Consider the following 24,029-nt stretch of genomic DNA (forward strand, 5'->3'; position numbering starts at 1 on the left):
GAATTAACGGATTTACAGAATAACACTATAATAATTCTGTAAATTCTGATTCAGACAAAAAAAATAATAAAATGATCAATAATCAATCAACCGATAATATACTAATGATCAGGCCGGTAAGTTTCGGCTTTAATGAACAAACGGCCAGCAGCAATGCTTTTCAGAACCGTGATGCAGACCAACAAGCTGTTCAAGATAAAGCTCTGACTGAATTTAATGGTTTTGTAAAAACACTAAAAGAAAACGGAGTAAATGTTACCGTGATTGACGACACCTCGCAGCCACATACGCCTGATTCTATTTTCCCCAATAATTGGGTATCATTTCATGCCGATGGTCAGATTTTTTTGTACCCTATGCAAGCCGAAAACCGGAGACTTGAACGGCGGGAAGATATCATCAGCAAACTGGAAGATCACTTCAAGGTAAATCATGTAATAGATTTAAGTCGTTTTGAGGCCGAAAATAAATTCCTGGAAGGCACCGGTAGTATGGTGCTCGATAGGGAGAATAAAATAGCTTATGCCTGCCTTTCTCCCCGTACTGATAAAGAAGTATTAAACTTATTTTGCGAGCAGGCAGGCTACCAGGCTATCAGCTTTGACGCGGTTGATGAACATGGAAAAGCTATTTACCATACCAACGTGCTCATGTGTGTAGGTAGTGGATTTGCTATAATTTGCACAGATAGTATCCCTAATCCTCATGAAAAAGTAGAAGTCCTGGAATCGCTAAAATCTACCCAAAAGGAAATTATCGAAATATCATTTGAACAAATGAATCGGTTTGCCGGCAATATGCTGGAGGTAAAGAACAAGGCCGGCGAAACCTTGATCGTGATGTCGAAGAATGCTTATGACGCACTTTATGAAGAACAAAAAAACACACTCCAAAAATACGGAAAACTGGTCTATGCCGATATCAATACGATTGAAACCAATGGTGGCGGCAGTGCCCGGTGCATGATGGCAGAGGTGCATTTACCAAAGGAGGAATAGCCTATTCAGTGGCTCAAAAATCATTGAACAGGGTAAGTATTATAGGTGATTTTCACTATGAAATATTAACTATGAACCATCAACTAAAACATTACATTCAAACTATAAAAATTATCCCAACAATTAGCCGTTAATTCCGTTTTAAAATCACATTTTTGCCCCAAATTTTTTAAGGATGCAGAGTTACCAGGAATTTCTTGATTTGAGTGTAGGTTTTCCTCAGGATGGTTTTGAGATCATCGACGATGAACTATACTTTCAGGACCTTAATTTAATGGAGATGATCGAAACGTACGGTACGCCGCTGCGTTTTACTTATCTACCCATGATAACCAAGAAAATACAGCAGGCTAAGCTGTTATTTCAGCAAGCTATCGTCAAAAATAATTATCGCGGCAGTTACAAATATTGTTATTGCACCAAAAGCTCACACTTCAGACATATTGTGGAAGAAGCGTTGAAGAACGAGATTCACTTGGAAACATCGTCGGCCTTTGATATGCCGATGATTGATGCTTTGGAAAAAAAAGGTGCAGTAAACAAAGACATCACGGTGATATGTAACGGTTTCAAAACCTTCCAGTATAAAACCTATATTATTGACATGCTGCATGATGGGTTCAAAAACATCATCCCAGTATTGGATAATAAGGAGGAATTTAACCTGTATGATGATGAGATCGAAATGGACACCCCTTGTAACCTGGGTATCCGCATAGCGGCCGAAGAGCAGCCAGACTCTCAATTCTATACCTCCCGTTTAGGTGTACGGATGGAAGATGTGATCGATTTTTATCATAACAAGATCGAGGAGAACCCCAATTTCCAGGTAAAGTTGTTACACTTCTTTATTAACTCAGGTATATCAGACACACCATACTACTGGAACGAACTTGAAAAATACGTAACACTTTATTGCAAGTTCAAAAAGGTAAATCCGGCTCTGGATACATTGGATATTGGCGGCGGTATGCCTTTCAAAGATTCGTTGGTATTTGATTTTGATTACGAGTATATGATCAACGAGATCGTGAGCCGTATCAAAGAGATCTGTGCCGATAATGACACTATGGAACCGGATATTATTACGGAGTTTGGTAAATACACCGTTGCCGAAGCTTCGGGCATTTTATATAAAGTCTTAGGCCGTAAACAACAAAATGATCGTGAAAGGTGGTTGATGTTGGATGGTTCATTCATCACCAACTTACCGGATGTTTGGGCTTTGAACCAAAAGTACATCCTGCTTCCGGTTAATAACTGGGATTCGGAATATGAGCGTGTAAACCTGGGTGGTATTACCTGCGATGGTCAGGATTATTATAACCAGGAAGCCCATATGAACAGCGTATTTATGCCTAAAACCCGTAAAGTACAATACCTGGGCTTTTTTAACACAGGAGCTTACCAAGAAGTACTAAGCGGCTATGGAGGTATACATCATTGCTTACTTCCTTCACCTAAACACGTGATCATCCGTCGTAACCGCGACGAAACATTCAACTTTGAGGTGTTTGGTGAAGAGCAGAACAGTAAACAGGTACTAAAAATACTGGGTTATACTACGTAAAAATTTGCAGTTTTGAGTTGACAGTTGGCACAGCTCTTATCATATTTTATTTAGCGATGGAGTTAAATCCATCGCTATTTTTTTGACCGTTGACTTTGGTGATGGCGTTGATTACGTTGATTTTTTTACCTAATTTGTTTGCCATTTTTTGCAAACTGCAAACTTACCTCGAGGAAGCTACTCCCCAATAACAGCTGTTTCTGATCTTTTTCAATATATCAGGGGTTATGCTGGATATGGGCTGCTGGTTTTTACCTTCATTATTGAGCAGATACAGCGTTCCACTTTGATTATTATAGGCATACGAGCATAAATTATGCTCTTCTCCATCTTCATTTTTCCGAACATCTATTCTTAACCCATCGGTCATGTTGGATTTATTTGCTGACTCTGCAGGGGCTGAAGCTCTGATCCAGTTAACCGTATAAGCGATGTTTTGTGATGATACCGATTCCGTGCTTTGTTTATAACTTTTACTAGCCTGTATCACTTGTAACAAGCATTTCACACAGGGTTCTGCCACGGTAGCCGTACCATAATTTTTTTGCGGGTTATTGATCACACTATCCTTTTTTCCCGCCACCTGTATCATAGTTTTTGTAATGTCGGTAGATACTGGTTTAGTTTTGGCATGCTCACAAGCAGTTAATGCTGCCACCATTATACAAAAACAAGTATTCAATTTTAATATCCTCATGCCAGATCACCTATTATTTATTGTATATACAGCAATGAAAGCTTTTTGTGTTAACCGAATGTAAACTGCATCATCCAAATTGATAAAAGCACAGCCATTTTAATTTAAACAAGTTATTTATTGCATTTAATGGACAGTAAAAGACCTGATTTTCTATAAAAATTTCTTAAAATTGTCTGATTTAATTTTCCCTTGCTGCTAAACATGCCTGCAGGACTTAATCATCACAACAATTTTCAAAAAACCGGGTTATACCTGGTATAATTTAACTTGAGCGTACCTTTACAAGGTGTTATAAAAAGATGGCTAATAGCGATAAAGTTTCAGAATCAAAGGTTGACGTAGTTTTAATTGGCGCGGGTATCATGAGCGCTACATTGGGGGTAATGCTTAAAGAACTGCAACCCGATTTGACCATTGAAATTTTTGAACGACTTGATGTTATAGCCGCCGAAAGTTCGGCCCCGATGAACAATGCGGGTACCGGCCATTCTGCCTTTTGCGAATTAAATTACACTACCGAACTCCCTGACGGATCCATTGAAATAAAAAAAGCCATTAAAATTGCCGAGCAATTTGAGATATCTAAAGAATTCTGGTCATATCTTATCGAACAAAAATATATTCCATCGGCACAAAGTTTTATTCGTCAGGTACCACACATGAGCTTTGTTTGGGGCCCCGAGAATGTAACCTATCTTAAAAAACGTCAGCAGGCCCTTACCAAACATCATTTTTTTAAAGGGATGCTGTATTCTGAAGACAAAGCGCAGCTTCAGCAATGGATCCCCTTGGTGATGGACGGGCGTGATGAAAACGAAAAAGTTTCGGCCACATTCATGGATTTAGGCACCGACGTAAACTTTGGCAGTTTAACCAGCAGCTTACTGGATCAGCTGAAACAAAAAAACGGGGTCGCACTTCATCTTAACCATGATGTACGTAACCTTAAACGTAATACAGATAACAGCTGGCAGGTAACCGTAAAAGACAAAACAACCGGTCAAAAAAGAAAACTGACCTCCAATTTTGTGTTTGTTGGTGCCGGAGGTGGTGCTTTGCCCCTATTGCAAAAATCGGGTATTACCGAAAGCAAGGGCTTTGGTGGTTTTCCGGTAAGTGGGCAATGGCTGGTATGTAACAACCCAGATGTTGTCGCACGCCATGAAGCCAAAGTATATGGTAAGGCATCTGTAGGTTCGCCGCCAATGTCTGTCCCTCACCTGGATACCCGGATGATCAATGGTAAAAGAGAATTACTTTTTGGCCCGTACGCTGGTTTCTCTACCCGCTTTTTAAAAAGAGGTTCATTGCTTGATTTGTTTTGCTCCATCAAACTAAACAATATATGGCCCCTGCTAGCTGTAGGGCGCGACAATTGGCCATTAACCAAATACCTCATCAGCCAGGTATTACAATCGCCCACGGATCGCTTAAAAGCCTTACAAGAGTATATGCCCACAGCCAAGGCCAGCGAATGGGACCTGGATGTAGCCGGCCAACGTGTACAGGTAATTAAAAAAGATGCCAAACATGGCGGTGTACTAGAATTTGGGACTGAAGTGGTAACATCAGCAGATGGCAGTATATCAGCATTGCTGGGCGCATCACCAGGCGCATCAACATCGGTACCTATTATGATACAACTGATAGAACGTTGTTTTAAAACCCATATCAAAACCGATGAGTGGCAGCAAAAATTAAAAGAAATGATACCCTCATACGGACAATCATTAGCTAATGATGAAGCACTAAGTGAAACCACCAGGGCCAGGACAAGCAGGGCGTTAGGAATAGCATAGGAGACCTGGAATAAATCAAAAAAAAGAGGCTGTATCATCAATCATGATCAGCCTCTTTTTTTTGATTTATTCAGATACTTAAGCGCTGTATAGCCTCGGGTTGGATTAACTCCATTAACAAAAGTGCGTTTACATGGTTTACACTTTTTATGGTTAACATTCATTTATATACCTAATAATCAGTTAATTGACATAATTTATTCAAAAAAAGTGTAAACCCACTTTTTGTATAAATTATCGACTAAATTTCAATTCAAAGGTAATATAGCACCAGCGATGTCTGTTTTTAAATAGACAATTCTCCAAGATGGTCAATTTGATTTATGATACAGCTTCTTTTTACTTGAAAGCTTCCGGATAATTACTCTACTGAAAAACCCCGGCAGTCATACCACTATTCACCGCTGTTTCTTTAACCTTAAATTCTGCCGCTTGCCCCAGCAAGGTGGTTTTAATAAGAAATGGTATTCGTATACCGCCGTTTATACCTTCATAGTCAGCAAACTCGGTTACCGAGTTTATGGAGCCCTCCACTACCTGTTTTATTTTAAGACCGGTTTTTTGGCTATAAAAATTCCGTATTTGTGTTCCTTCGGCCAGGTTTATGTCAACTTCATAGGCCAGATCGCCATTCACTATCTTCAGGGTAGAGTCGAGTTCCATGGCGTATCCACCTTTTTCATAGTCGAGCTCTGGGAAAGGTCTGCTTTTCGCTTTTATTATTTTTTTACCGCCATCATCCAACGGTATTTCACGACTTAACTGCTGTACACTGATGCGCTCGCCATTTACCAAAACATGGGCCACAACCAAATTATTGTAAGATGGTACGGTTATTTGCTGAAAAAACATATCGGGCGACCTGTACCGGCTAACCATCTGCACTTCAGATCCCTGAACGGTACCTGTTGATGATATTTGCAGATCTTTTATATTTTTTAATTTCTCGGCCCCACCTATCGCATCAATATATGTTTTGAGAACACTGGCAGCAGTAGCACCTGCAGGCACAGGTAACCCACTGAATGAATTATTCTCCGGATTGATATCAGGCAAAAGATGATCAGGGTCAAGTACAGCCGAAACAATTTTTGAGGTGGATTTATAATGAAATGTCCAAACTCCACCGCGCTGCCATATTTCAACCGGGAGCTTTACCGTAGCAGTTTTACCGTTTTCTTCTTTAATCAGGATAGTTACCGGCAACGCCATTTCTTCCAGATTCTCTAGCGTAATAAGCGCTCCTTTGGAGGCATCACCATCGGGGTAAGTGATATCCTTTATACCCTGGTCAAGTTTCCAGGTGGTGAAAAACCATTCATTCCAAAACCAGCTCAGATCTTCTCCAGCGGCATTATCCATGGTATGGAAAAAATCCCATGGTGTAGGATGTTTAAACGCCCAGCGTTTGATATAGGTTTTAAAGGCATAATCAAAGCGTTGTTCACCCAAAACCTGCTCACGCAGAATAGCCAACCCCAGTGCCGGTTTTTCATATGCCGCTGCGCCTAAATAATCGGCCTGGATCACATCCGGGATAGTCATGATAGGCTCTGCTTCCGGGCTGAATAATTGCAATGCTGCCTTTTGCTGATCGGGTTTTACATAAAACTCGCCATTGTTAAACACCTTGGTATCCACATTATTTAAAAACGTGTTAAACCCTTCATCCATCCAGGCATATTTACGTTCGTTCGATCCTACGATCATCGGGAACCAGTTGTGTCCAAATTCATGGTTGGTCACTTCCCATAACTCTCCTGCCTTATTTTCCGATCCGCAAAAAACAATTCCCGGGTATTCCATCCCACCCACAGTGCCTGCCACATTGGTAGCTACGGGATAAGTATATTCAAACCATTGGTTGGAGTATAGTTCGATAGCTCCTTTTACATATTCTGTAGACCGGCTCCAGGATTGCTTACCCTTACTTTCAACCGGGTAAACCGATTGCGCCAAAGCTTTTTTTCCACCAGGCAAGTTAATACGTGCAGCATCCCATATAAATGCTTTTGAAGCAGCCCAGGCCACATCTCGCGCGTTTTTACATAAAAAGTGCCAGGTAATGTTCGGCTTTTTAGGATAGTCATCTTTTCGCAAAATATCGGCCGAATCTTTGATCATTACTGTTTTATCGCTCTTCCTTGCTTCAGCCAATCGTTTCAGGATAGTTGGAGAATACACTTCAGTTGGGTTAAGTAATTCGCCAGATCCTACAAGAAGCAGGCTGGCTGGTGCAGTAACTGAATAGTCAAAATTGCCATATTCCAGGTAAAACTCACCAGCCCCAAGATATGGCAGCGTATTCCATCCGCTTACATCATCATAAACTTCCATACGAGGATACCATTGGGCCAATTCATATATCCAGCCATTTTTAGTAAGCAAGCGCCCCATACGGTCAGTTCCATATTGCGGGATATCAAAACCATACTCAATCCTGATCTGTAATTTGTTTCCATCGGCACGTAAAGAATCTTTCAATTTTATTTGCAAACGGGTATCGGTCACTATATAATCCGCCTTTTCCGTTTTACCATTTTTAGTAACGAATATGGCTTTTATTTCATCGCCTTTGGTATAAGTACGATTGTTAAATCTACCTCCGGTTATCGGGCTGGTAGCTTCGGCCCTCGAATCTTCCCGGTAAATATTTTGCTCCACCTGTAGCCACAAAAATCCTAGTGCATCCGGGCTGTTATTGGTATAGGTAATCAGCGCAGTGCCATCAATACGATGTTTTAGCGTATCTAAAGTAACATTCAGCTTATAATCGGCCCTGTTTTGCCAGTATTTTGAACCCGGTGCGCCCCCCGCATTTCGGAACGCGTTACCTTTTTCGGGATAAAAATTAGGATTGAATACTTTGTGCTGATCGTATTTTACACCGGGCTGGTCGGTATTTTGCGCATATCCTTTAAAGGTTATGGCGCATAGTAGTATACAAAGCGTTAGGTTATAAAGCTTCATGTAGGTGATTTATCATTTATAAACGCCAAGATATTAAAATTATGGTGATGCCATTATGACAATTGAACTGTTATAACATATTTTAACATATCATTACTGTTACATACTTACCAACGCCCTACTTGCTTTATTGCAACCTCACAAAAACAGTATACAAACCATTATCTATTTTTTATATTTTTGCGGATGATTCAGCGTATGCAAAATCGCTGCTCCGAATCGCATTCCTAATAAATGGATATATCAGTAGTAGTACCGCTTTATGACGAAATAGAATCATTACCAGAGTTAACCTCATGGATAAGCCGGGTAATGGACGAAAACCGTTTTACTTACGAGATCATGTTAATTGATGATGGCAGTAAAGACGGTTCATGGGAAATGATCAAAAAACTACAGCTGAACAACCCTTTTATTAAAGGTATTAAGTTCAGACGTAATTATGGCAAGTCGGCAGCATTGAATACAGGTTTTGAAGCAGCCAATGGTAATGTGATCATCACCATGGATGCCGATCTGCAGGATAGCCCCGACGAGATCCCGGAACTATACCGTCGTATCACAGAAGAAAATTACGACCTGATATCTGGCTGGAAGGCAAAGAGATACGATCCGCTGAGTAAAACCATCCCAACCAAGTTATTTAACGCGGCAACCCGCAAAATGAGTGGCATTGATAACCTGCATGATTTTAACTGTGGTTTAAAAGCCTACCGTAAAGCAGTGGTTAAAAACATTGAGGTTTATGGCGAAATGCACCGCTATATACCAGTACTGGCCAAATGGGCCGGCTTTACTAAAATTGGCGAACAGGTAGTTGAACACCGTGCGCGTAAATACGGTAAAACAAAGTTTGGTATGAGCCGCTTCGTCAATGGCTTCCTGGATCTGCTTTCGATATTTTTTGTAGGCAAATTTGGCAAACGCCCCATGCACTTTTTTGGCACCATGGGCACACTGAGCTTTTTTGCCGGGTTGATCATCACCATCTGGATTATCAGTGAAAAACTTTACCTGATAGCCCATAATGAAAAATATAGGGACATTACAGCTAATCCTTTATTTTATATAGCGCTTGTTGCTATCATTTTAGGTTCGCAGCTATTTTTAACTGGTTTTGTTGCCGAGTTGGTTTCCAGGAACTCTAGCGAACGCAATAATTACCAGGTAGAAGAGATTATTTAAAACAGATATGAGACGTGAGATATGAGATATGAGACTTAGAAAAATGTCTTCCATCTCACATCTCATATCTCATATCTCACATCTAACCACATGTTTTTTTCCATCATCATTCCGTTATATAATCGCCCGCAGGAGATCAAAGAATTACTGGAGACTCTTGTGTTACAAACTTACAAGACCTTTGAGGTTTTGGTAATTGAGGATGGTTCTGTAAATGATGCCGAAGCAATTGTAAACAGTTTTAGCGATAAACTGGAGGTACGCTATTTTAAAAAACCCAATGAAGGTCAAGGTTTTACCCGAAATTTTGGTTTTGAACGCGCCAAAGGTGATTATTTTATTGTTTTTGATTCTGATTGCCTGATCCCGCCCAATTACCTGGAGATTGTAAATAATTCACTGGCTACCAACTATCTCGATGCCTATGGCGGTCCGGATGGTGCTCATAGCTCATTTACCCCGACACAAAAGGCCATCAGCTACTCCATGACATCTCCTTTTACCACCGGGGGTATTCGTGGTAACAAAAAGTCCATAGGGCAATTTCATCCGCGAAGCTTTAATATGGGTATATCCCGCCAGGTATGGGAAAAAGCCGGTGGTTTTATCATTACCCGTTTGGGTGAAGATATCGAATACAGTATCCGTATTCACTCGCTGGGCTTTAAAATAGGATTAATACCCAATGCTGTAGTTTACCATAAAAGGCGCACCAACTTCTTGCAATTTTATAAACAGCTTCATTTTTTTGGCAGGGCACGTATCAACATTTACAAATTCTTCCCAAAGGAGTTAAAGGCCGTACATTTTTTCCCGGCAGTGTTTACCATGGGCGTAATACTCACCCTCATTTTCAACCTGTTAGGCTGGCAAATAGCTCTATTGGCTAACATTTTACTAGCAGTTTACATTTTGTTAATATTTTTTCACGCATGGTGGAAAAATAAATCAGTAAAAATTGCATTTTTGAGCATTATAGCCACCTTCACCCAACTTATCGCCTACGGGTTAGGATTTATGCAGGATTTTTGGAAGCGTGTAATTTTTAACAGATCATAAGAACTTATGTACCACCCATTTTCTGTCGCAGAAACCATTAAAACTGCATGGAATGTATTAAAAAGGAATTTTGTACCGCTTATAGTTTATTCGGTGATTTCCTTGTTCATTTATGAATTTGTTGATTTCCTGAAAGCATTTATCCTAATCGATGACGACATGGTAAGCCGCTTAATCATCATCCTTCTGCAAATGGTTGTCCAGGCTTATATCGGATTAAGCTTTTACAAATTGATACTCACCCTGATGGATAGGGAATATTATGAATTTGAATTTAAGGATATCATACCTTCTTTTAAAATGGCCTTTAACTTTATTGTGATAGGTCTTTTGTTGGGTATTTTGTTTGCCATACTATTTTTTCTTTATGTATTAGCTGAGCGAAACCTGGGATATCCCAGCATTTTTGAGACGCTGGAGCTGATTTTCGTTATGTATTTAGGGCTTCGCTGCATTTTTTGTATTTGTTTTATAGTGGACGATAACTCTGCTCCATTAGAATCGTTAAAGCAGAGTTTTGAAATAACAAAAGACAATTTTTTTAAAACACTAAGCATATTCATCATCATTATTGCCATTTTAATTTTAGCACTGATACCGGTAATAGCTATCATGAACTTTTTTGGCTTAGATGAGAACAATGGTGGGTTTGTATTCAGACTAGCTTTTTACTGTTGGTTTATCCTGACATTTCCGTTCATACAGGTTATCATCATGGTTACTTATCGCAAATTGGTTTACAGCCACCTGGATGTGGATGATGATATTGCCGAAACCAATTAGCAAATGGGACTGAAATCTGCATTAAGCAAAATATTTGCGGCCGCAGTGAACCGGCAGCTAAACCGGCTACGCAAAAATGCCATAGCACTACAGCAAAATACCTTTTCTGATCTGGTGGACGCAGCCAAAAACACCGCTTTTGGTCGTGAGCACCGCTTTGCAGAGATCAACAATTACAACGATTTTAAAAAGAACGTCCCCATACATGATTATGAAGACCTCCGCCCCTACATTGATCGCGTAGTCAATGGCGAAGAGAATGTTTTGTGGCCGGGGAAACCCGCTTACCTGGCCAAAACATCGGGCACAACATCGGGCGTAAAATATATCCCCATATCCAAAGAGAGCATGCCCGAGCATATTAAAGCTGCACGTAACGCATTGCTTAGCTATATTCACGAAACCGGCAATGCCGATTTTGTGGATGGTAAAATGATATTCCTCCAAGGCAGTCCCACGCTTACGGTTAAGGCTGGTATAGCAACCGGCAGACTTTCGGGCATTGTAGCTCATCATGTGCCTGCTTATCTCCAAAAAAACAGACTGCCCAGCTATGAAACCAATTGTATTGAGGATTGGGAACAAAAGGTTGATGCCATAGTTGAGGAAACTTTTAATCAGGATATGCGCCTCATATCTGGCATCCCCCCCTGGTGCCAGATGTATTTTGACAGGCTGTCGGCCAAGGCGGGTGGTAAAAAAGTAAAGGATATATTTCCCAATTTTAAACTGTATGTGCATGGCGGTGTAAATTTTGAACCGTATCGCTCTCGTATGGAAGAAAGCATCGGTGCAAAGATCGATGCTATTGAAACCTACCCTGCATCTGAAGGTTTTATCGCTTTTCAGGATTCGCAAAAGGAAAAAGGTTTGCTTTTACTGGTTGACTCAGGCATATTTTACGAGTTTATCCCTTCGGAAGAATATTTTAATGAAACCCCAACCCGTATTAACCTGAAGGATGTAGAACTGGATAGAAACTATGCGCTCATCATGAATACCAGCGCAGGCTTGTGGGGCTATAGTTTGGGCGATACCATTAAGTTTGTATCCAAAGATCCTTACAGAATAGTAGTAACGGGCCGCATAAAACATTACATATCCGCTTTTGGCGAGCATGTGATAGGTGAAGAAGTAGAACAATCCTTAATGACCGTAGCACAACAGGAAGGCGTTGATGTGGTGGAATTCACTGTAGCCCCGCAGGTTAATCCTCTGGCAGGGCAACTACCCTACCATGAATGGTTTATTGAATTTGGTTCTGCACCGGCAGATCTAGAGGCCTTTGCGCTTAAAGTAGATAAAGCCTTGCAAAAGAAAAATATTTACTATTTTGACCTCATTGAAGGTAACATTTTGCAACCTTTGATCATCCAAAGCCTGCAAAAAGACTCGTTCATTAATTATATGCGTTCGCAGGGGAAACTTGGAGGGCAAAATAAAGTACCGCGATTAGCCAACGACAGGAAGATTGCCGACGTATTAAAGGAATACACTATATAATAAGTAAATTTGACGTTGTTTAGATAAACAGTTTCATCATTTAACCGTTCATCTGACTAACAATTGAAACAGGAATATCATTGATTAATCATACAAAAAACATTGCCATTCTTGGCTCTACAGGTAGTATCGGTACACAAACGTTGGAGGTGATCAGGAACAATAGTAATTTGTTCAGGGCATTTTTACTTACAGCGCATTCCAATGCCGATCTGCTGATCAAACAGGCTATTGAATTCAAGCCCGAATATGCCATTATATGCGATGAAAGCAAATATCAGGAAGTTAAAACTGCGTTAACCCATTTGCCAATTAAGGTTCTGGCTGGTCATCAGGCCATTGTTGATACAGTAACTCATCATGATATTGCAGTGGTGCTAACTGCCATGGTTGGCTTTGCGGGTCTTGAACCTACCATTGCCGCCATCAAAGCTAATAAGGACATCGCACTAGCCAATAAAGAAACCCTGGTAGTGGCAGGTGAGCTGGTAACAGGACTGGCGAAACAGCATAACGTAAAAATTTTACCAGTTGATTCTGAACATTCCGCTATATTTCAATGCCTTGTAGGCGAAGAGCATAACCCTGTTGAGAAATTAATCCTGACAGCCTCTGGCGGGCCGTTCCGCGGGCGTGGTCTTGATTTTCTGGCAAATGTTACCCGTGAGGATGCCCTGAAACACCCTAACTGGGTAATGGGCGCCAAGATCACTGTCGACTCGGCCTCGCTCATGAATAAAGGCTTAGAAGTGATAGAAGCCCGGTGGCTGTTTGATGTGGGGGCCGATCAGATCGATGTGGTCATTCACCCTCAGTCTATCATCCACTCAATGGCACAGTTTAAGGATGGTTCCATCAAAGCGCAGATGGGTTTGCCAGATATGAAACTGCCTATTCAGTATGCCTTAACCTACCCAAACAGGATAGCAAACGATTTTAAACGGTTTAACTTTACCGACTATCCTACCCTTACATTCGAAAAACCTGATTTGGATACTTTTCGTAATCTTAGTTTAGCCTATGCCGCATTAAAGCAAGGTGGTAACATGCCATGCATCATCAATGCGGCAAACGAAGTAGTGGTTGCTGGTTTTTTAAGCCACTCTGTCAGCTTTTTAGCCATGAGCACAATTATTGAAGAGTGCATGCAGAAGATCAATTTCATAAAGCAACCAACCTTAACCGACTATTTGAATACTGATAAAGAAACACGCATCTTTGCGCAAAATTTAATAGAAAAAACGCCGGTAAAGGCAATACAATTTTAATATACATAAACGTAGATAATGAGTATAGTGATCATGGTGGGCCAGCTAATACTGGGCCTTTCAATTTTAATAATCTTGCATGAGCTGGGACATTTTTTAGCGGCTCGAGCTTTTGGCATTAGGGTAGAGAAATTCTACCTGTTTTTTGATGCCTGGAACATAAGTCTTTTTAAATTCACCTTCAAAGGTGTTGAATATGGCATTGGCTGGCTCCCCCTGGGCGGCTACGTAAAAATTGCCGGTATGATAGATGAATCAATGGACACCGATCAGCTTGCAGGTCCGCCGCAGCCTTGGGAGTTCCGTTCAAAACCAGCCTGGCAACGTTTAATTGTAATGCTTGGCGGTGTTACGGTAAACATTGTACTGGGTATACTGATATTTTGGATATTGACTATGCGTTTTGGCGATAGCTATATTCCAAACTCAAGCGCTAAATATGGCATTGTACCTGGCGAGATCGGCAAAAAGATTGGCCTTGTAGCGGGCGATAAAATTGTAGCCATCAATGGTAAAGCAATTGAGCGTTTTGATGACTTAACCAGCCCTAAAGTACTACTCGAAAATACCGTATTTACCATACAACGTGGTACACAAACAGTAAGCGTTACAATACCACGCACCATATTAAACGATCTGTCAGACCATGGTATTGAGGAGTTTATCAGCAGGATTCCCCGCAACAAATTTATAGTTGATTCTATTGTGCCTAACAGCAATGCACAAAAAGCGGGTCTGGCCAGGGGCGATAGTATTGTGGCTGTCAATGATCAACCTATTGCGTTTTATGACGAGTTGAAAACCGAATTGCTCAAAGACAAAGGCAAGGTGGTTGATCTGGGTGTAAAACGTAACAACCAGATTATCACTTTAAAATCACAGGTAACTACCGATGGAACTATTGGTTTTGCACAGTCAAAGAACGATTTACCTGAAATAAAAACCATTTATTATGGTTTCTTTGGTTCATTGCCAATAGGCGCTTCAAGAGCCTGGGGCACATTTACCGATAATGCCAAAGGTTTGGGCAAAATTTTCAAAGGCGATGTTAAGTTCAGCAAGGCGGTAAGTGGCCCTGTTGCCATTGCCAATCTGTTTGGCAGCCATGTTGACTGGGTACATTTTTGGAGCCTGGTAGGCTTTTTATCGATGGTATTGGCCCTAATGAACCTATTGCCTATCCCAGCGCTCGACGGTGGTCATGCGCTGTTCCTGATCATCGAGATGATTAAAGGTAAACCACTGAGCGATAAATTCTTGGAACGGGCCCAAATAGTTGGTTTTGTAATATTAGTTACCCTGATGGTTTTTGTTTTTGGTAATGATATTGTAAAACAGGTAATGAAAAAATAAACTCAACAAAATAAGATATATGGCCCTTGGAGTAATTCCAGGGGCTTTTTTGTTACTATATCCTCAGTCTTGGCCATTTGATAAACCTGCGTTTACGCTAACTTTACTTTGCACGATTTTTTATAAGCTTTAAAACCGTACCTTCGCGGAATTATTTTCCTGAAAAGTGCATAATCCATCTGCTTAACTCTTCAACGACAATAAATACTTATTAATCAATACAATGAAAAAAATTGTCGACTACCGCAAACTTTTAGGCGTAAATGAAGCTGCTGAGCTACAGGAATTAAAAACAACATACCGTAGCCTGATGAAGGCCTGGCACCCGGATAAATTCCAGGATAGCCCGGAAAGTAAATTGGAAGCCGAAGAAAAAAGCAAGACCATTATTGAAGCTTACCATTTTTTAGTAAGCATCGCTCCGGAAACCCGCGAACAATCGTTTGCCGAATATACGATCACTACAACTACCTCAAGCATAGCCGATTTTGAATACAAATCACAAGTACTAAAGATCAGTTTTGCCGATGGCAATACTTACGAATATTTTGACGTACCCAAGACGGTTTATGTTAAGCTGATTAACGCCGACTCACCCGGACGTTTCGCCCGCAGACATATCTACAACGACTATGTTTACCGCAGCATCAGCAAGCTTGTGGCAACTGCGTAGTTTTTTACTGAAAACTTTTTAAAGCTTTTATTTTAACACTTTTCTGCCCAAAAAGAGGGCAAAAACGAGGCAAAAACTGCCAAAAATTGCTTCAAAACCATCGATTTTAACACTTTTTAACAAATTTTAACTCAGTTTCAAAGCTTTAAAAAGTTTTAATTTATTGGTTATCAAATAACTACATACAAAACAATCTGTTTTGGTTACCTTTTTTGTTTAACAAAACAGCCCGGTTTTCTCTGGTAAGAGAACCGGGCTGTTGCTTTTTATAAATATACGAAAAATTCAGGACAGCATCAACTGTTCTATTTCTTATGCAGTCTTAAACTGTTGGTTCAACTGTATCTCCGTCGGTATCAGATATTAAAACCGGCGGACGATCTTTTTTAAAGATAGCGGCGCCAATAAGTGCTATAATGGCTCCCATAATTGCCGCAGAGATCAGTGCGCTAATGGTAACACCTACCGGACTAAGGAGTTTTTTGGTAAAGGACATCGCCTGGTCTACCTGCTCCTGCGACAGGCCTTTTGCCGCCATTTTAGCTTCTGTAGATGCAACTATTTTTTCGAGCATCTCCGGACTCAATATGGAGAAGTACAAATAAGTAAATACAGCCAGTACAATACCCGATAATATAGCAAACAAGAAGCCTGTTTTAAATCCTTCACCAAAAGTTAAATAACCGCCGTTTACATCCCTGTACTCTTTCTGTGTCAGAAACATAAAGCCGATAAACAATAACGTACTCAACCATTTAATGGGCGAATCAGGATCGATATTCATAAATTGGATAATATAAGTAAGTACTATAGAAGCTATTACATATATCGCTCCCCATTTAATAATTACCGGCATTGGACTTGTTTTTTGTATTTCCATGATAGTTATTGGTTTATGATTTATTAAAAGTAATTATTATTCCCACCTATTCAAAAAATCAACTATAGAATATGTTCTGGGAAAGTGATGATTATTCTGGAATCCGGGTATTCGGCTTTTTAATTCCTTGAATTTAGAAGGTCTGATTTTCAGCCTGAAGTCATGCTACCACCTACTATTTCATCAGTAAAGCACGACCAGGTATTTTTTTGCGGCACCGATTTCTCGATGTTATCAAACTTCAAATAAGCCACTTTCCGGGCAACCCGCTGAACGTTTTTTTAAAGCTGAATAAATACCGTTGAATTTAAAGAATGGTTATAGCTGTAATTTAAGCACTTAGAATCCTTTATTAGATAACATGATACAAAAGAATGATAGATTGATACAAAACAACGAGAGTGTTAATTGCTAATTTATTCATATTTGATATGACGGACCTGGTAAATGTAATCTCTCTTACAGCGGGCCTTTAATAAACCAATTATTTAACAACTTAATTAAAAATTAGAGTTATGAGAACATCTAACCAGAGTGTCAAGGCACTGTTAACACTTGCTGCTGTATCATTTTTTTCTTTTTCATGCAAAAAAGAAGTATCAAATAACAATTCAAATGATCAAACAACATCCAGAAAATTAGGCATACAGTCTACAACCTATTACTTAAGTGCATCAAGTAACAGTACCGATTTTCAATCGCTTGTTGATGCAGCAGCTGCCAATGACATCATTATTTTAAAAACAGGAAGTCATTATGTAACAACACCCATCCGGTTAATGGCCGGAAAAAATAACATCACTATACGCGGCGAAAGTGGGGCAGTTGTCCGGAAGGCACCCAACAGCTACAATGCTGCCGTCTTTGAGATAACCGGAAATTATAACACTATTGATCTTATTGAGCTCGATGGAGGAAATTTACCAGAGGCAGGCATCATAATTTACGGACAACATAACACTGTTTCAAATAGCAAGGTGCATAATTGTGGCAATGCATCGGCGGTTGGAGCAGGTATATTACTTCATGATACTGGCAATCCGGTATGTTGTTATAACACGGTTATAGGTTGTAGTGTATATTATAATTATATGGTTGGCGTATCGCAACACGGTCATTCAAATGGCACTATTCGTGACAACCAAATTTACCAGAATGGAGCCGAGGGCCTAACTATTGATGTTTTAAGTCACAATAATTATGTATACAACAATTGGATACATCAAAATAACACAAGTAACTTTGGTGTGGGCGGTATAGGTATTGATGACTCAAACGGCAATCTTATTGATAATAACACCATTGACTATACACAATATAAAAGTGGTATTACTTTCCAAAACAATATTGGCGGATGTGATGGTACAACAGTAACTAACAATCGTATCAATTATAACGCCCAATACGGTATAACAGAACGGTGGACACAGTACAGTAATACAAATACATCGTCTTTTTCAACGGATCAATTTATTGGAAACTCTTCGGGTACCACAACAATTATTCATTAACAATAAGATGTGTCTTATTGAGCCACGCAGACAAGTAAATTGAGCCGTGAAAGACATTTGCCATTAATTATAAGGATGATATTTGTATCGTTAACTTATTAAAAATACAGCAATGTCAAACATAACAAAAATAGCCCTTGGCAAAAACGGCCCGCTTGTTTCTAAACTCGGATTAGGCTGTATGCGCATGTCACCTGTTTGGGGAGGCCCGGCGAATAATGAAAGTGAAAGTATCGCTACTATTCAGTCGGCTTTGGATAGTGGCATTAATTTCCTGAATACCGGCGATTTCTACGGTGCCGGCCACAACGAACTACTGGTTGGTAAAGCCATTAGAAACCGAAGGGACGATGCCTTCATCAGCGTAAAGTTTGGTGCTATTTTCTATGGCGGTCAGTGGCTTGGATTGGACTTACGCCCCATAGCCATCAAAAACTTTATCAACTATTCTTTAGTACGTTTAGGGATTGATACCATTGATCTTTATCAACCCTGCAGGCTGGATAACAGTGTTCCGATAGAAGATGTGATTGGAACCGTTGCCGACCTGATTAAAGAAGGCAAGGTGCGTTATCTTGGAGTTTCTGAAATTACGGCAGATCAATTGCGCAAGGCCCATAGTGTACACCCGGTAACCGCATTGGAGATAGGTTATTCATTGGCCGACCGCCAGATAGAAAACGACTTACTCCCTGCGGCGAAAGAACTGGGTATAGGAGTTGTAGCCTTTGCCAATACAGCCGAAGGATTACTTACCGGTGAGATGAAGACACCGCTTGCAGCTGATGATTACCATAATCATTTCTCACGTTTTCAGGGAGAAAACCTAACAAAGAACCTGGAAAAAGTAGGGGTATTAAAACAAATGGCAGCTGAAAAAGGATATACACCAACACAGCTGGCAATAGCCTGGGTTAATGCACAGGGAGATCATATTATGCCATTGGTGAGCATGAGCAGAAGATCGCGACTACCGGAAAATACACAGGCTATGGAGATAGTTTTTACTCCGGAGGAAATGAATATCCTTACCACTCATTTTTCTCCAGGCGCGATACTTGGGGGCACCTACCTACAGCGTTAACTGGGTGTGGCTATATATAAGCCCCACCTATTTTATATATTTACGTAATGATAAATCCGACTGAAATAATTCCGGGAGTCCTTTTTTATTCCTATCACGCTTCTATGCGAAAGGATAAAGTAGCATTTTTAGAACATACTACCTTGGTGTTGCAAGTTTCAGGCCGCTTTACATTGGAAACTGCCAGCGAAAGGTTTTCGATGGAGCAAGGCGAGATGTTGCTCATTCGAAGAAATCAATTGGGAGAACTCACTAAAACACCTTTAAATGGCGAGGATTACCAAACTATAGTAATTTGTCTGAAAGAAGATTTGCTCAGACAGATCGCACTGGAAGAACAAATAGAACAGGGGAAAAAATACACAGGTGCCCCAAACATCCTTATTCCCGGAAATGATTTTCTACACGCTTTCTTTCAATCGGTGATTCCTTATGTGCGTCATTCGGAAGAAAAGATCACCAATGCGGTGGGCATGCTCAAGGTAAAAGAAGCGGTACTGTTGCTTTTACATATCATGCCAGCGCTCAAAGATTTCCTGTTTGATTTTTCCGAACCATATAAAATCGATATTGAAAAATTCATGCTCAACAATTTCCATTTCAATATACCTATTGAAAAATTCGCACAGCTTACCGGCAGAAGCCTTGCAGGTTTTAAACGCGATTTTCAAAAAGTATTCGGTATGGCGCCACGGCATTGGCTACAGGAAAAACGTCTGTCGGAAGCCCGGCACCTGATAGAAACAAAGAATAAGAAACCATCTGCGATCTATCTTGATTTAGGATTCGAAACCCTTTCACATTTCTCTCATTCTTTTAAGAAAAAGTTTGGCAGAACCCCTACTCAGGGAACGTATTAGTGCAATTTATTCCTTATATCATTACCCACTACAGCGTAGAACCTAAATGGGATTAATAAACTATGTCTAAAAATTAAAAATACGAAGATGAAAAACGATAAAATAAGAGTAGGCATCATTGGAGCAAATACAACCAATTGGGCCTCTAAATCACACATTCCGGCATTAAAACTGATACCCGAATTTGAATTGACTGCAGTAGGTACTACCAAACTGAGTAGTGCAAAGGAGGCTGCAGAAAAATTCGGGATAAAGTACGCGTTTGATAATGCATTTGATTTGGTAAGCTGTCCAGACGTTGACCTTGTAGTCATAGCGGTAAAAGTACCGCATCATTATAAGCTGGTCAAGGCAGCAACAGAAGCAGGAAAAATGATCTATTGCGAATGGCCGCTTGGTAATGGCACAAAAGAGGCGGAAGATCTCACTGAAATGGCTGAAGCCAAAGGATTACGTACCTTTACTGGTTTACAAGCACTTTCATTACCTGAAACCCTTTACCTCAAAAAAGTGATTGCTGACGGATTGATCGGAGATGTACTTTCTTCCGGTATTATTGGTTCTGGTGGCATGTGGGCTGATATCCGTAGCGAAGAAAATCTTTATCTGATAGATCCTGCAAATGGGGCTACCATGTTGGAAGTTCCTTTTGCACATACCCTGGCAGCTTACCTCCACATTATTGGTAAATACAAAACCATCAGTGCAACATTCGCCCGGCGCAGAAAGGAAGTTACCCTTTTAACAACAGGTGAAAAAGTTCCTCAATTATCTAACGACCAGGTCGTCGTTTCCGGAATTCTTGAAGGGGGCGCCGTGTCTAATATACATTACCGGAGCGGTATGTCGGCCGGCACAAATTTTCTTTGGGAAATTAATGGCACTAAAGGCGACATTTTAATTACCGGAGATTTAGGTCACTACCAGTTGACGCCAGTTAATATTCAATATGCGGCATCAGGTAACAAATTGCAACAAATGGAGATACCCACCGAATTTTTAGCAGCAGGTATTCAAACGCCAGGTCAACCCGTGCGCGGATTATATTTCGCATACAAGGCGGTCCTGGCAGATATTAGAAACAATACAAGACACGTTCCTGATTTTAAGGACGGGGTTGCTATGCATAAACTTTTGGACAACATCAGGATAAGTGCTGATGAAGGAAAAACGATAGCGTTGTAATTGGTTTTGCTATATTACGTTTCGGTCAAACATCTACGGTGATAACATAGTCCATAAGCTAAATGATAAAATAGAAGAGGCCTTCTTTAACAAGAAAGCCTCTTCTATTTAGGTGATAGATCTTCTTATCAAACCGTTGGAGGATTATAAACCTGTGCTTCCTTTTTAAAGAACGCGGCAAAGATAATAGCCAGCACAAACATAAAGATGATAGAGATGCCTACTCCTTGTATTTGCCTGCCGATAGTAACATCTTTTTGCGCGTTAAATTCTCCCTGAATCTCAGCCAGTTTCTTTTTGATAATATCCGGACTGGTTTTGCTCTCTTTAAGAAACTTGGTTACCGAATTGGTCATGGCCGCTTGTGTTTTTTCAATCATGTGAGGTTCTATCACTTTGGCAAATAACTGATCGCGCAGGGCGAACTGTATGACAAAAGCTGTAAAAAACATAATGAATATGCCTGTTGCCGCTTCACGCAGGGCCCAGAAACCACCAACCCTTTTCCTGAAATTAAAACACAATACCACCACCAGTAAAATGGGGAACAGCGCCGAGAATATAAAAGGCACGGAAGATATGATCACCACCGATGTTGCCGATAGTATGATATAAAACGAGGCGATACTTAGTACGGTTAACACCACACCCAATAGTAAACCAAAAACTAAACCGGTGATTCTTAACCGTTTTTTGTCAATTTCAAAGGCCATTGATACTATTGAAAGTTGATTAAAATATCTAAAACAGCCATATCAAACTCTTTATCCAGGGCGTTTGCTGCTATTTCGGCTTTCATCTCGTCGGTTGGATCGATAGTTTGGAAAAAGCAGATCATCGGGTAAAACAACTCCTTTAATTCCGAATCCTGCGGAAGGCTTTGGGCTACTTTACTTACTTCCGAAACCGGGCTTTCGATCAGGATCTGGTTGGCTATTACCGGTTCATAAATGCGGTACTCGTCCTGAAACTCGTCCTCATCAACCAGTAAAAATTCTTTCAGGTAATCTTCCAGTTCTGGTTCAATATCTTCATCCTCACATTCGTTCAGATACAGCAACAGGTTTAACAGCTCGGTACCGCGGTCAAGGGTCTGCTCTTCAATATCTTCCCATTCTGGCGTATCTAGGTAGTCTTCTTCCAGCTTTTTAACATCGGCGCTAAAAAAGTTCACCAGCAGGAGGTCAAAAAACACCTCGCGTAATGATTCAACGGCTGGATTATTGTCAAATACTTCGTCCAAAGCGTCAACCTTGGTCAAAAAATCTTCGTCAAGCGCAAAAACTTCACCGAAGCTATTGTTCAGAAGGGTAGCATCAAAGCTGCTATATTTTGAAAAAGCTTCCAGAGCGGCTTCAAAAGCGGTTTGTATTTTTGGATCGATCATGATTGTCGTTATTTAAATATTTGTTTGTTATTATAGGTTAGCTGTACTTTTCCTTTTAGATGCTGCCCAAAGAACGGTGAATTAACCGATTTGGAGCGATTATTTTTATTGCTGTATTCCCATTCCGTTTCTGTGTCAAAAAGCACCAGGTTGGCGCGTTCACCTTCGGCAATAACCGGTACGGCTACACCCAGTATTTCGCGCGGATTAATAGCCAGCTTATCAACCAACAACTCCACTGGCAAACCCGACTTCAAAGCCAGCGGCAAAGCCGTTTGGAAACCCGTTATCCCAAATTCGGCCATTTCAAATTCTACATCTTTAAATTCTACCTCATGCGGGGTATGCTGGCTTACAATGGCATCAATAGTACCGTCTTTTAGCCCTTTTATCAACGCCAAAACATCATCTTTGGTACGCAGCGGCGGTTTTACCTTGTACATGCTGTCAAAACCCATCAGGGCCTCATCTGTAAGCACCAGGTGGTGCGCAGCTACGTCGCAGGTAACCTCGAGCCCCTTACGTTTCGCTTCGCGGATAAGCTCCACTGAGCGGGCGGTCGATATGGTGCTGAAGTGTATCCTGGATACGGTATATTCTGCCAGGTAAAGGTCGCGCGCTATCATTAGCTCTTCGGCCAATGATGGAATGCCTTTCATCCCTAACAGGGTGCTTACTTCGCCTTCGTTCACTTTAGCTTTACCGGCTATAGCTGTATCTTCCGGGTAGGAGAACACCATGGCATCAAAACCCTGGGCATACAGCAGGGCACGTTCCATGAGGCCTGCATCCTGTACAGGGCGGTTACCATCGGTAAAAGCACGGGCACCGCTTAGGTACATATCATACATTTCGGCCAGATCCTTACCCTCACGCTTGTGGGATATCGTTCCTAAAGGATATACATCAACCAGGTTATTTTTGGCGCGGTTAAGCAGGTATTCAATTTCGGCTTTGGAGTGTACCGGCGGGGTGGTATTGGGCATCAGGGCAATACCGGTAAAGCCACCGGCAGCAGCGGCTCGTGTACCCGAGTGCATATCCTCCTTGGTTTCCAGCCCCAGTTCGCCGATGTTACAGTTCAAGTCGAAAAAGCCAGGCGATACATATTTGCCCTCTCCATCTACCAGTTCGGCATCGGCCTCAATGTCTTCGGCAATGCGGGTGATCACCCCATTTTCAATTAAAATATCGGTAACTTGTTGATGAAGGGTTGATCCGGGATCAAGAATGGTGGCAGATTTGATAAGCAAATTCATGA

At 40.8% G+C, this 24,029-nt stretch carries 20 protein-coding genes; 14 read left to right on the top strand and 6 right to left on the bottom strand.

The window, feature by feature from the left end:
• Positions 1-71: 71 nt before the first annotated feature.
• The gene (gene ctlX / locus BW976_RS03780; RefSeq protein ID WP_245834621.1) at positions 72-998 is read left to right on the top strand and encodes a citrulline utilization hydrolase CtlX; all 927 of its coding nucleotides are present in this window, start codon (positions 72-74) and stop codon (positions 996-998) included.
• Positions 999-1,173: 175 nt separating this feature from the next.
• Complete coding sequence (locus BW976_RS03785; RefSeq protein WP_076370485.1) at positions 1,174-2,568, top strand: arginine decarboxylase; 1,395 nt, start codon at positions 1,174-1,176, stop codon at positions 2,566-2,568.
• A 163-nt stretch (positions 2,569-2,731) separates the two neighbouring features.
• Here BW976_RS03785 and BW976_RS03790 read toward each other — a convergent pair whose 3' ends face one another.
• The gene (locus tag BW976_RS03790; protein WP_076370487.1) at positions 2,732-3,229 is read right to left on the bottom strand and encodes a hypothetical protein; all 498 of its coding nucleotides are present in this window, start codon (positions 3,227-3,229) and stop codon (positions 2,732-2,734) included.
• 338 nt (positions 3,230-3,567) lie between these two features.
• Between BW976_RS03790 and BW976_RS03795 the strand changes: the two genes are divergently transcribed.
• On the top strand, positions 3,568-5,067 hold the full coding sequence (locus BW976_RS03795; protein WP_076370489.1) for a malate:quinone oxidoreductase: 1,500 nt from the start codon (positions 3,568-3,570) through the stop codon (positions 5,065-5,067).
• A 366-nt stretch (positions 5,068-5,433) separates the two neighbouring features.
• Here BW976_RS03795 and BW976_RS03800 read toward each other — a convergent pair whose 3' ends face one another.
• Positions 5,434-8,037 (bottom strand): M1 family metallopeptidase, encoded by a 2,604-nt coding sequence (locus BW976_RS03800; protein ID WP_076370491.1) that lies wholly within the window; start codon positions 8,035-8,037, stop codon positions 5,434-5,436.
• Positions 8,038-8,271: 234 nt separating this feature from the next.
• Here BW976_RS03800 and BW976_RS03805 point away from each other — a divergent pair, with 234 nt between their 5' ends.
• From BW976_RS03805 to BW976_RS03835, 7 genes are all read left to right on the top strand, one after another.
• Positions 8,272-9,222, top strand: coding sequence for a glycosyltransferase family 2 protein (locus BW976_RS03805; protein WP_076370493.1), 951 nt, complete (start codon positions 8,272-8,274; stop codon positions 9,220-9,222).
• A 90-nt stretch (positions 9,223-9,312) separates the two neighbouring features.
• Positions 9,313-10,281, top strand: coding sequence for a glycosyltransferase family 2 protein (locus tag BW976_RS03810; protein WP_076370495.1), 969 nt, complete (start codon positions 9,313-9,315; stop codon positions 10,279-10,281).
• Between the two features lie 6 nt (positions 10,282-10,287).
• On the top strand, positions 10,288-11,064 hold the full coding sequence (locus tag BW976_RS03815; RefSeq protein ID WP_076370497.1) for a glycerophosphoryl diester phosphodiesterase membrane domain-containing protein: 777 nt from the start codon (positions 10,288-10,290) through the stop codon (positions 11,062-11,064).
• A gap of 3 nt (positions 11,065-11,067) precedes the next feature.
• Entirely contained in the window at positions 11,068-12,567 is a 1,500-nt protein-coding gene (locus tag BW976_RS03820) for a GH3 auxin-responsive promoter family protein (protein ID WP_076370499.1), read from the top strand.
• A gap of 80 nt (positions 12,568-12,647) precedes the next feature.
• Positions 12,648-13,835 carry a 1-deoxy-D-xylulose-5-phosphate reductoisomerase gene (locus BW976_RS03825; RefSeq protein WP_221275916.1) on the top strand — a complete coding sequence of 396 codons (1,188 nt, stop codon included), beginning with the start codon at positions 12,648-12,650 and terminating at the stop codon, positions 13,833-13,835.
• Between the two features lie 18 nt (positions 13,836-13,853).
• Positions 13,854-15,188: an RIP metalloprotease RseP gene (gene rseP / locus BW976_RS03830; RefSeq protein ID WP_076370501.1), complete on the top strand. Its 1,335-nt coding sequence runs from the start codon at positions 13,854-13,856 to the stop codon at positions 15,186-15,188.
• A gap of 223 nt (positions 15,189-15,411) precedes the next feature.
• Entirely contained in the window at positions 15,412-15,861 is a 450-nt protein-coding gene (locus BW976_RS03835) for a KTSC domain-containing protein (protein WP_076370503.1), read from the top strand.
• Positions 15,862-16,183: 322 nt separating this feature from the next.
• Here the strand turns inward: BW976_RS03835 and BW976_RS03840 are convergent, their stop codons facing one another.
• A complete protein-coding gene (locus tag BW976_RS03840) occupies positions 16,184-16,741 on the bottom strand; it encodes a DUF4199 domain-containing protein (protein WP_076370505.1) in 558 nt (185 codons plus the stop codon).
• A 515-nt stretch (positions 16,742-17,256) separates the two neighbouring features.
• On the opposite strand from BW976_RS03840, the gene BW976_RS03845 reads away from it, so the two are divergent.
• The 4 genes from BW976_RS03845 (at position 17,257) to BW976_RS03860 (ending at position 21,381) form a co-directional block, all read left to right on the top strand.
• Positions 17,257-18,252 carry a right-handed parallel beta-helix repeat-containing protein gene (locus BW976_RS03845; RefSeq protein WP_076370507.1) on the top strand — a complete coding sequence of 332 codons (996 nt, stop codon included), beginning with the start codon at positions 17,257-17,259 and terminating at the stop codon, positions 18,250-18,252.
• A gap of 112 nt (positions 18,253-18,364) precedes the next feature.
• Positions 18,365-19,336: an aldo/keto reductase gene (locus BW976_RS03850; protein ID WP_076370509.1), complete on the top strand. Its 972-nt coding sequence runs from the start codon at positions 18,365-18,367 to the stop codon at positions 19,334-19,336.
• 104 nt (positions 19,337-19,440) lie between these two features.
• Positions 19,441-20,196 carry a helix-turn-helix domain-containing protein gene (locus BW976_RS03855; RefSeq protein ID WP_245834623.1) on the top strand — a complete coding sequence of 252 codons (756 nt, stop codon included), beginning with the start codon at positions 19,441-19,443 and terminating at the stop codon, positions 20,194-20,196.
• Between the two features lie 87 nt (positions 20,197-20,283).
• A complete protein-coding gene (locus BW976_RS03860; protein WP_076370513.1) occupies positions 20,284-21,381 on the top strand; it encodes a Gfo/Idh/MocA family protein in 1,098 nt (365 codons plus the stop codon).
• A gap of 128 nt (positions 21,382-21,509) precedes the next feature.
• Here the strand turns inward: BW976_RS03860 and BW976_RS03865 are convergent, their stop codons facing one another.
• From BW976_RS03865 to BW976_RS03875, 3 genes are read right to left on the bottom strand one after another with little or no spacing between them, the layout of a single operon-like run.
• A complete protein-coding gene (locus BW976_RS03865; RefSeq protein ID WP_076370515.1) occupies positions 21,510-22,094 on the bottom strand; it encodes a DUF4199 domain-containing protein in 585 nt (194 codons plus the stop codon).
• A 5-nt stretch (positions 22,095-22,099) separates the two neighbouring features.
• Positions 22,100-22,768: a hypothetical protein gene (locus tag BW976_RS03870; RefSeq protein ID WP_084192051.1), complete on the bottom strand. Its 669-nt coding sequence runs from the start codon at positions 22,766-22,768 to the stop codon at positions 22,100-22,102.
• An 8-nt stretch (positions 22,769-22,776) separates the two neighbouring features.
• The gene (locus BW976_RS03875; RefSeq protein WP_076370517.1) at positions 22,777-24,027 is read right to left on the bottom strand and encodes a dihydroorotase; all 1,251 of its coding nucleotides are present in this window, start codon (positions 24,025-24,027) and stop codon (positions 22,777-22,779) included.
• Positions 24,028-24,029: the final 2 nt, after the last annotated feature.

This window comes from Mucilaginibacter lappiensis (genome assembly GCF_900155965.1).
GTDB lineage: Bacteria > Bacteroidota > Bacteroidia > Sphingobacteriales > Sphingobacteriaceae > Mucilaginibacter > Mucilaginibacter lappiensis.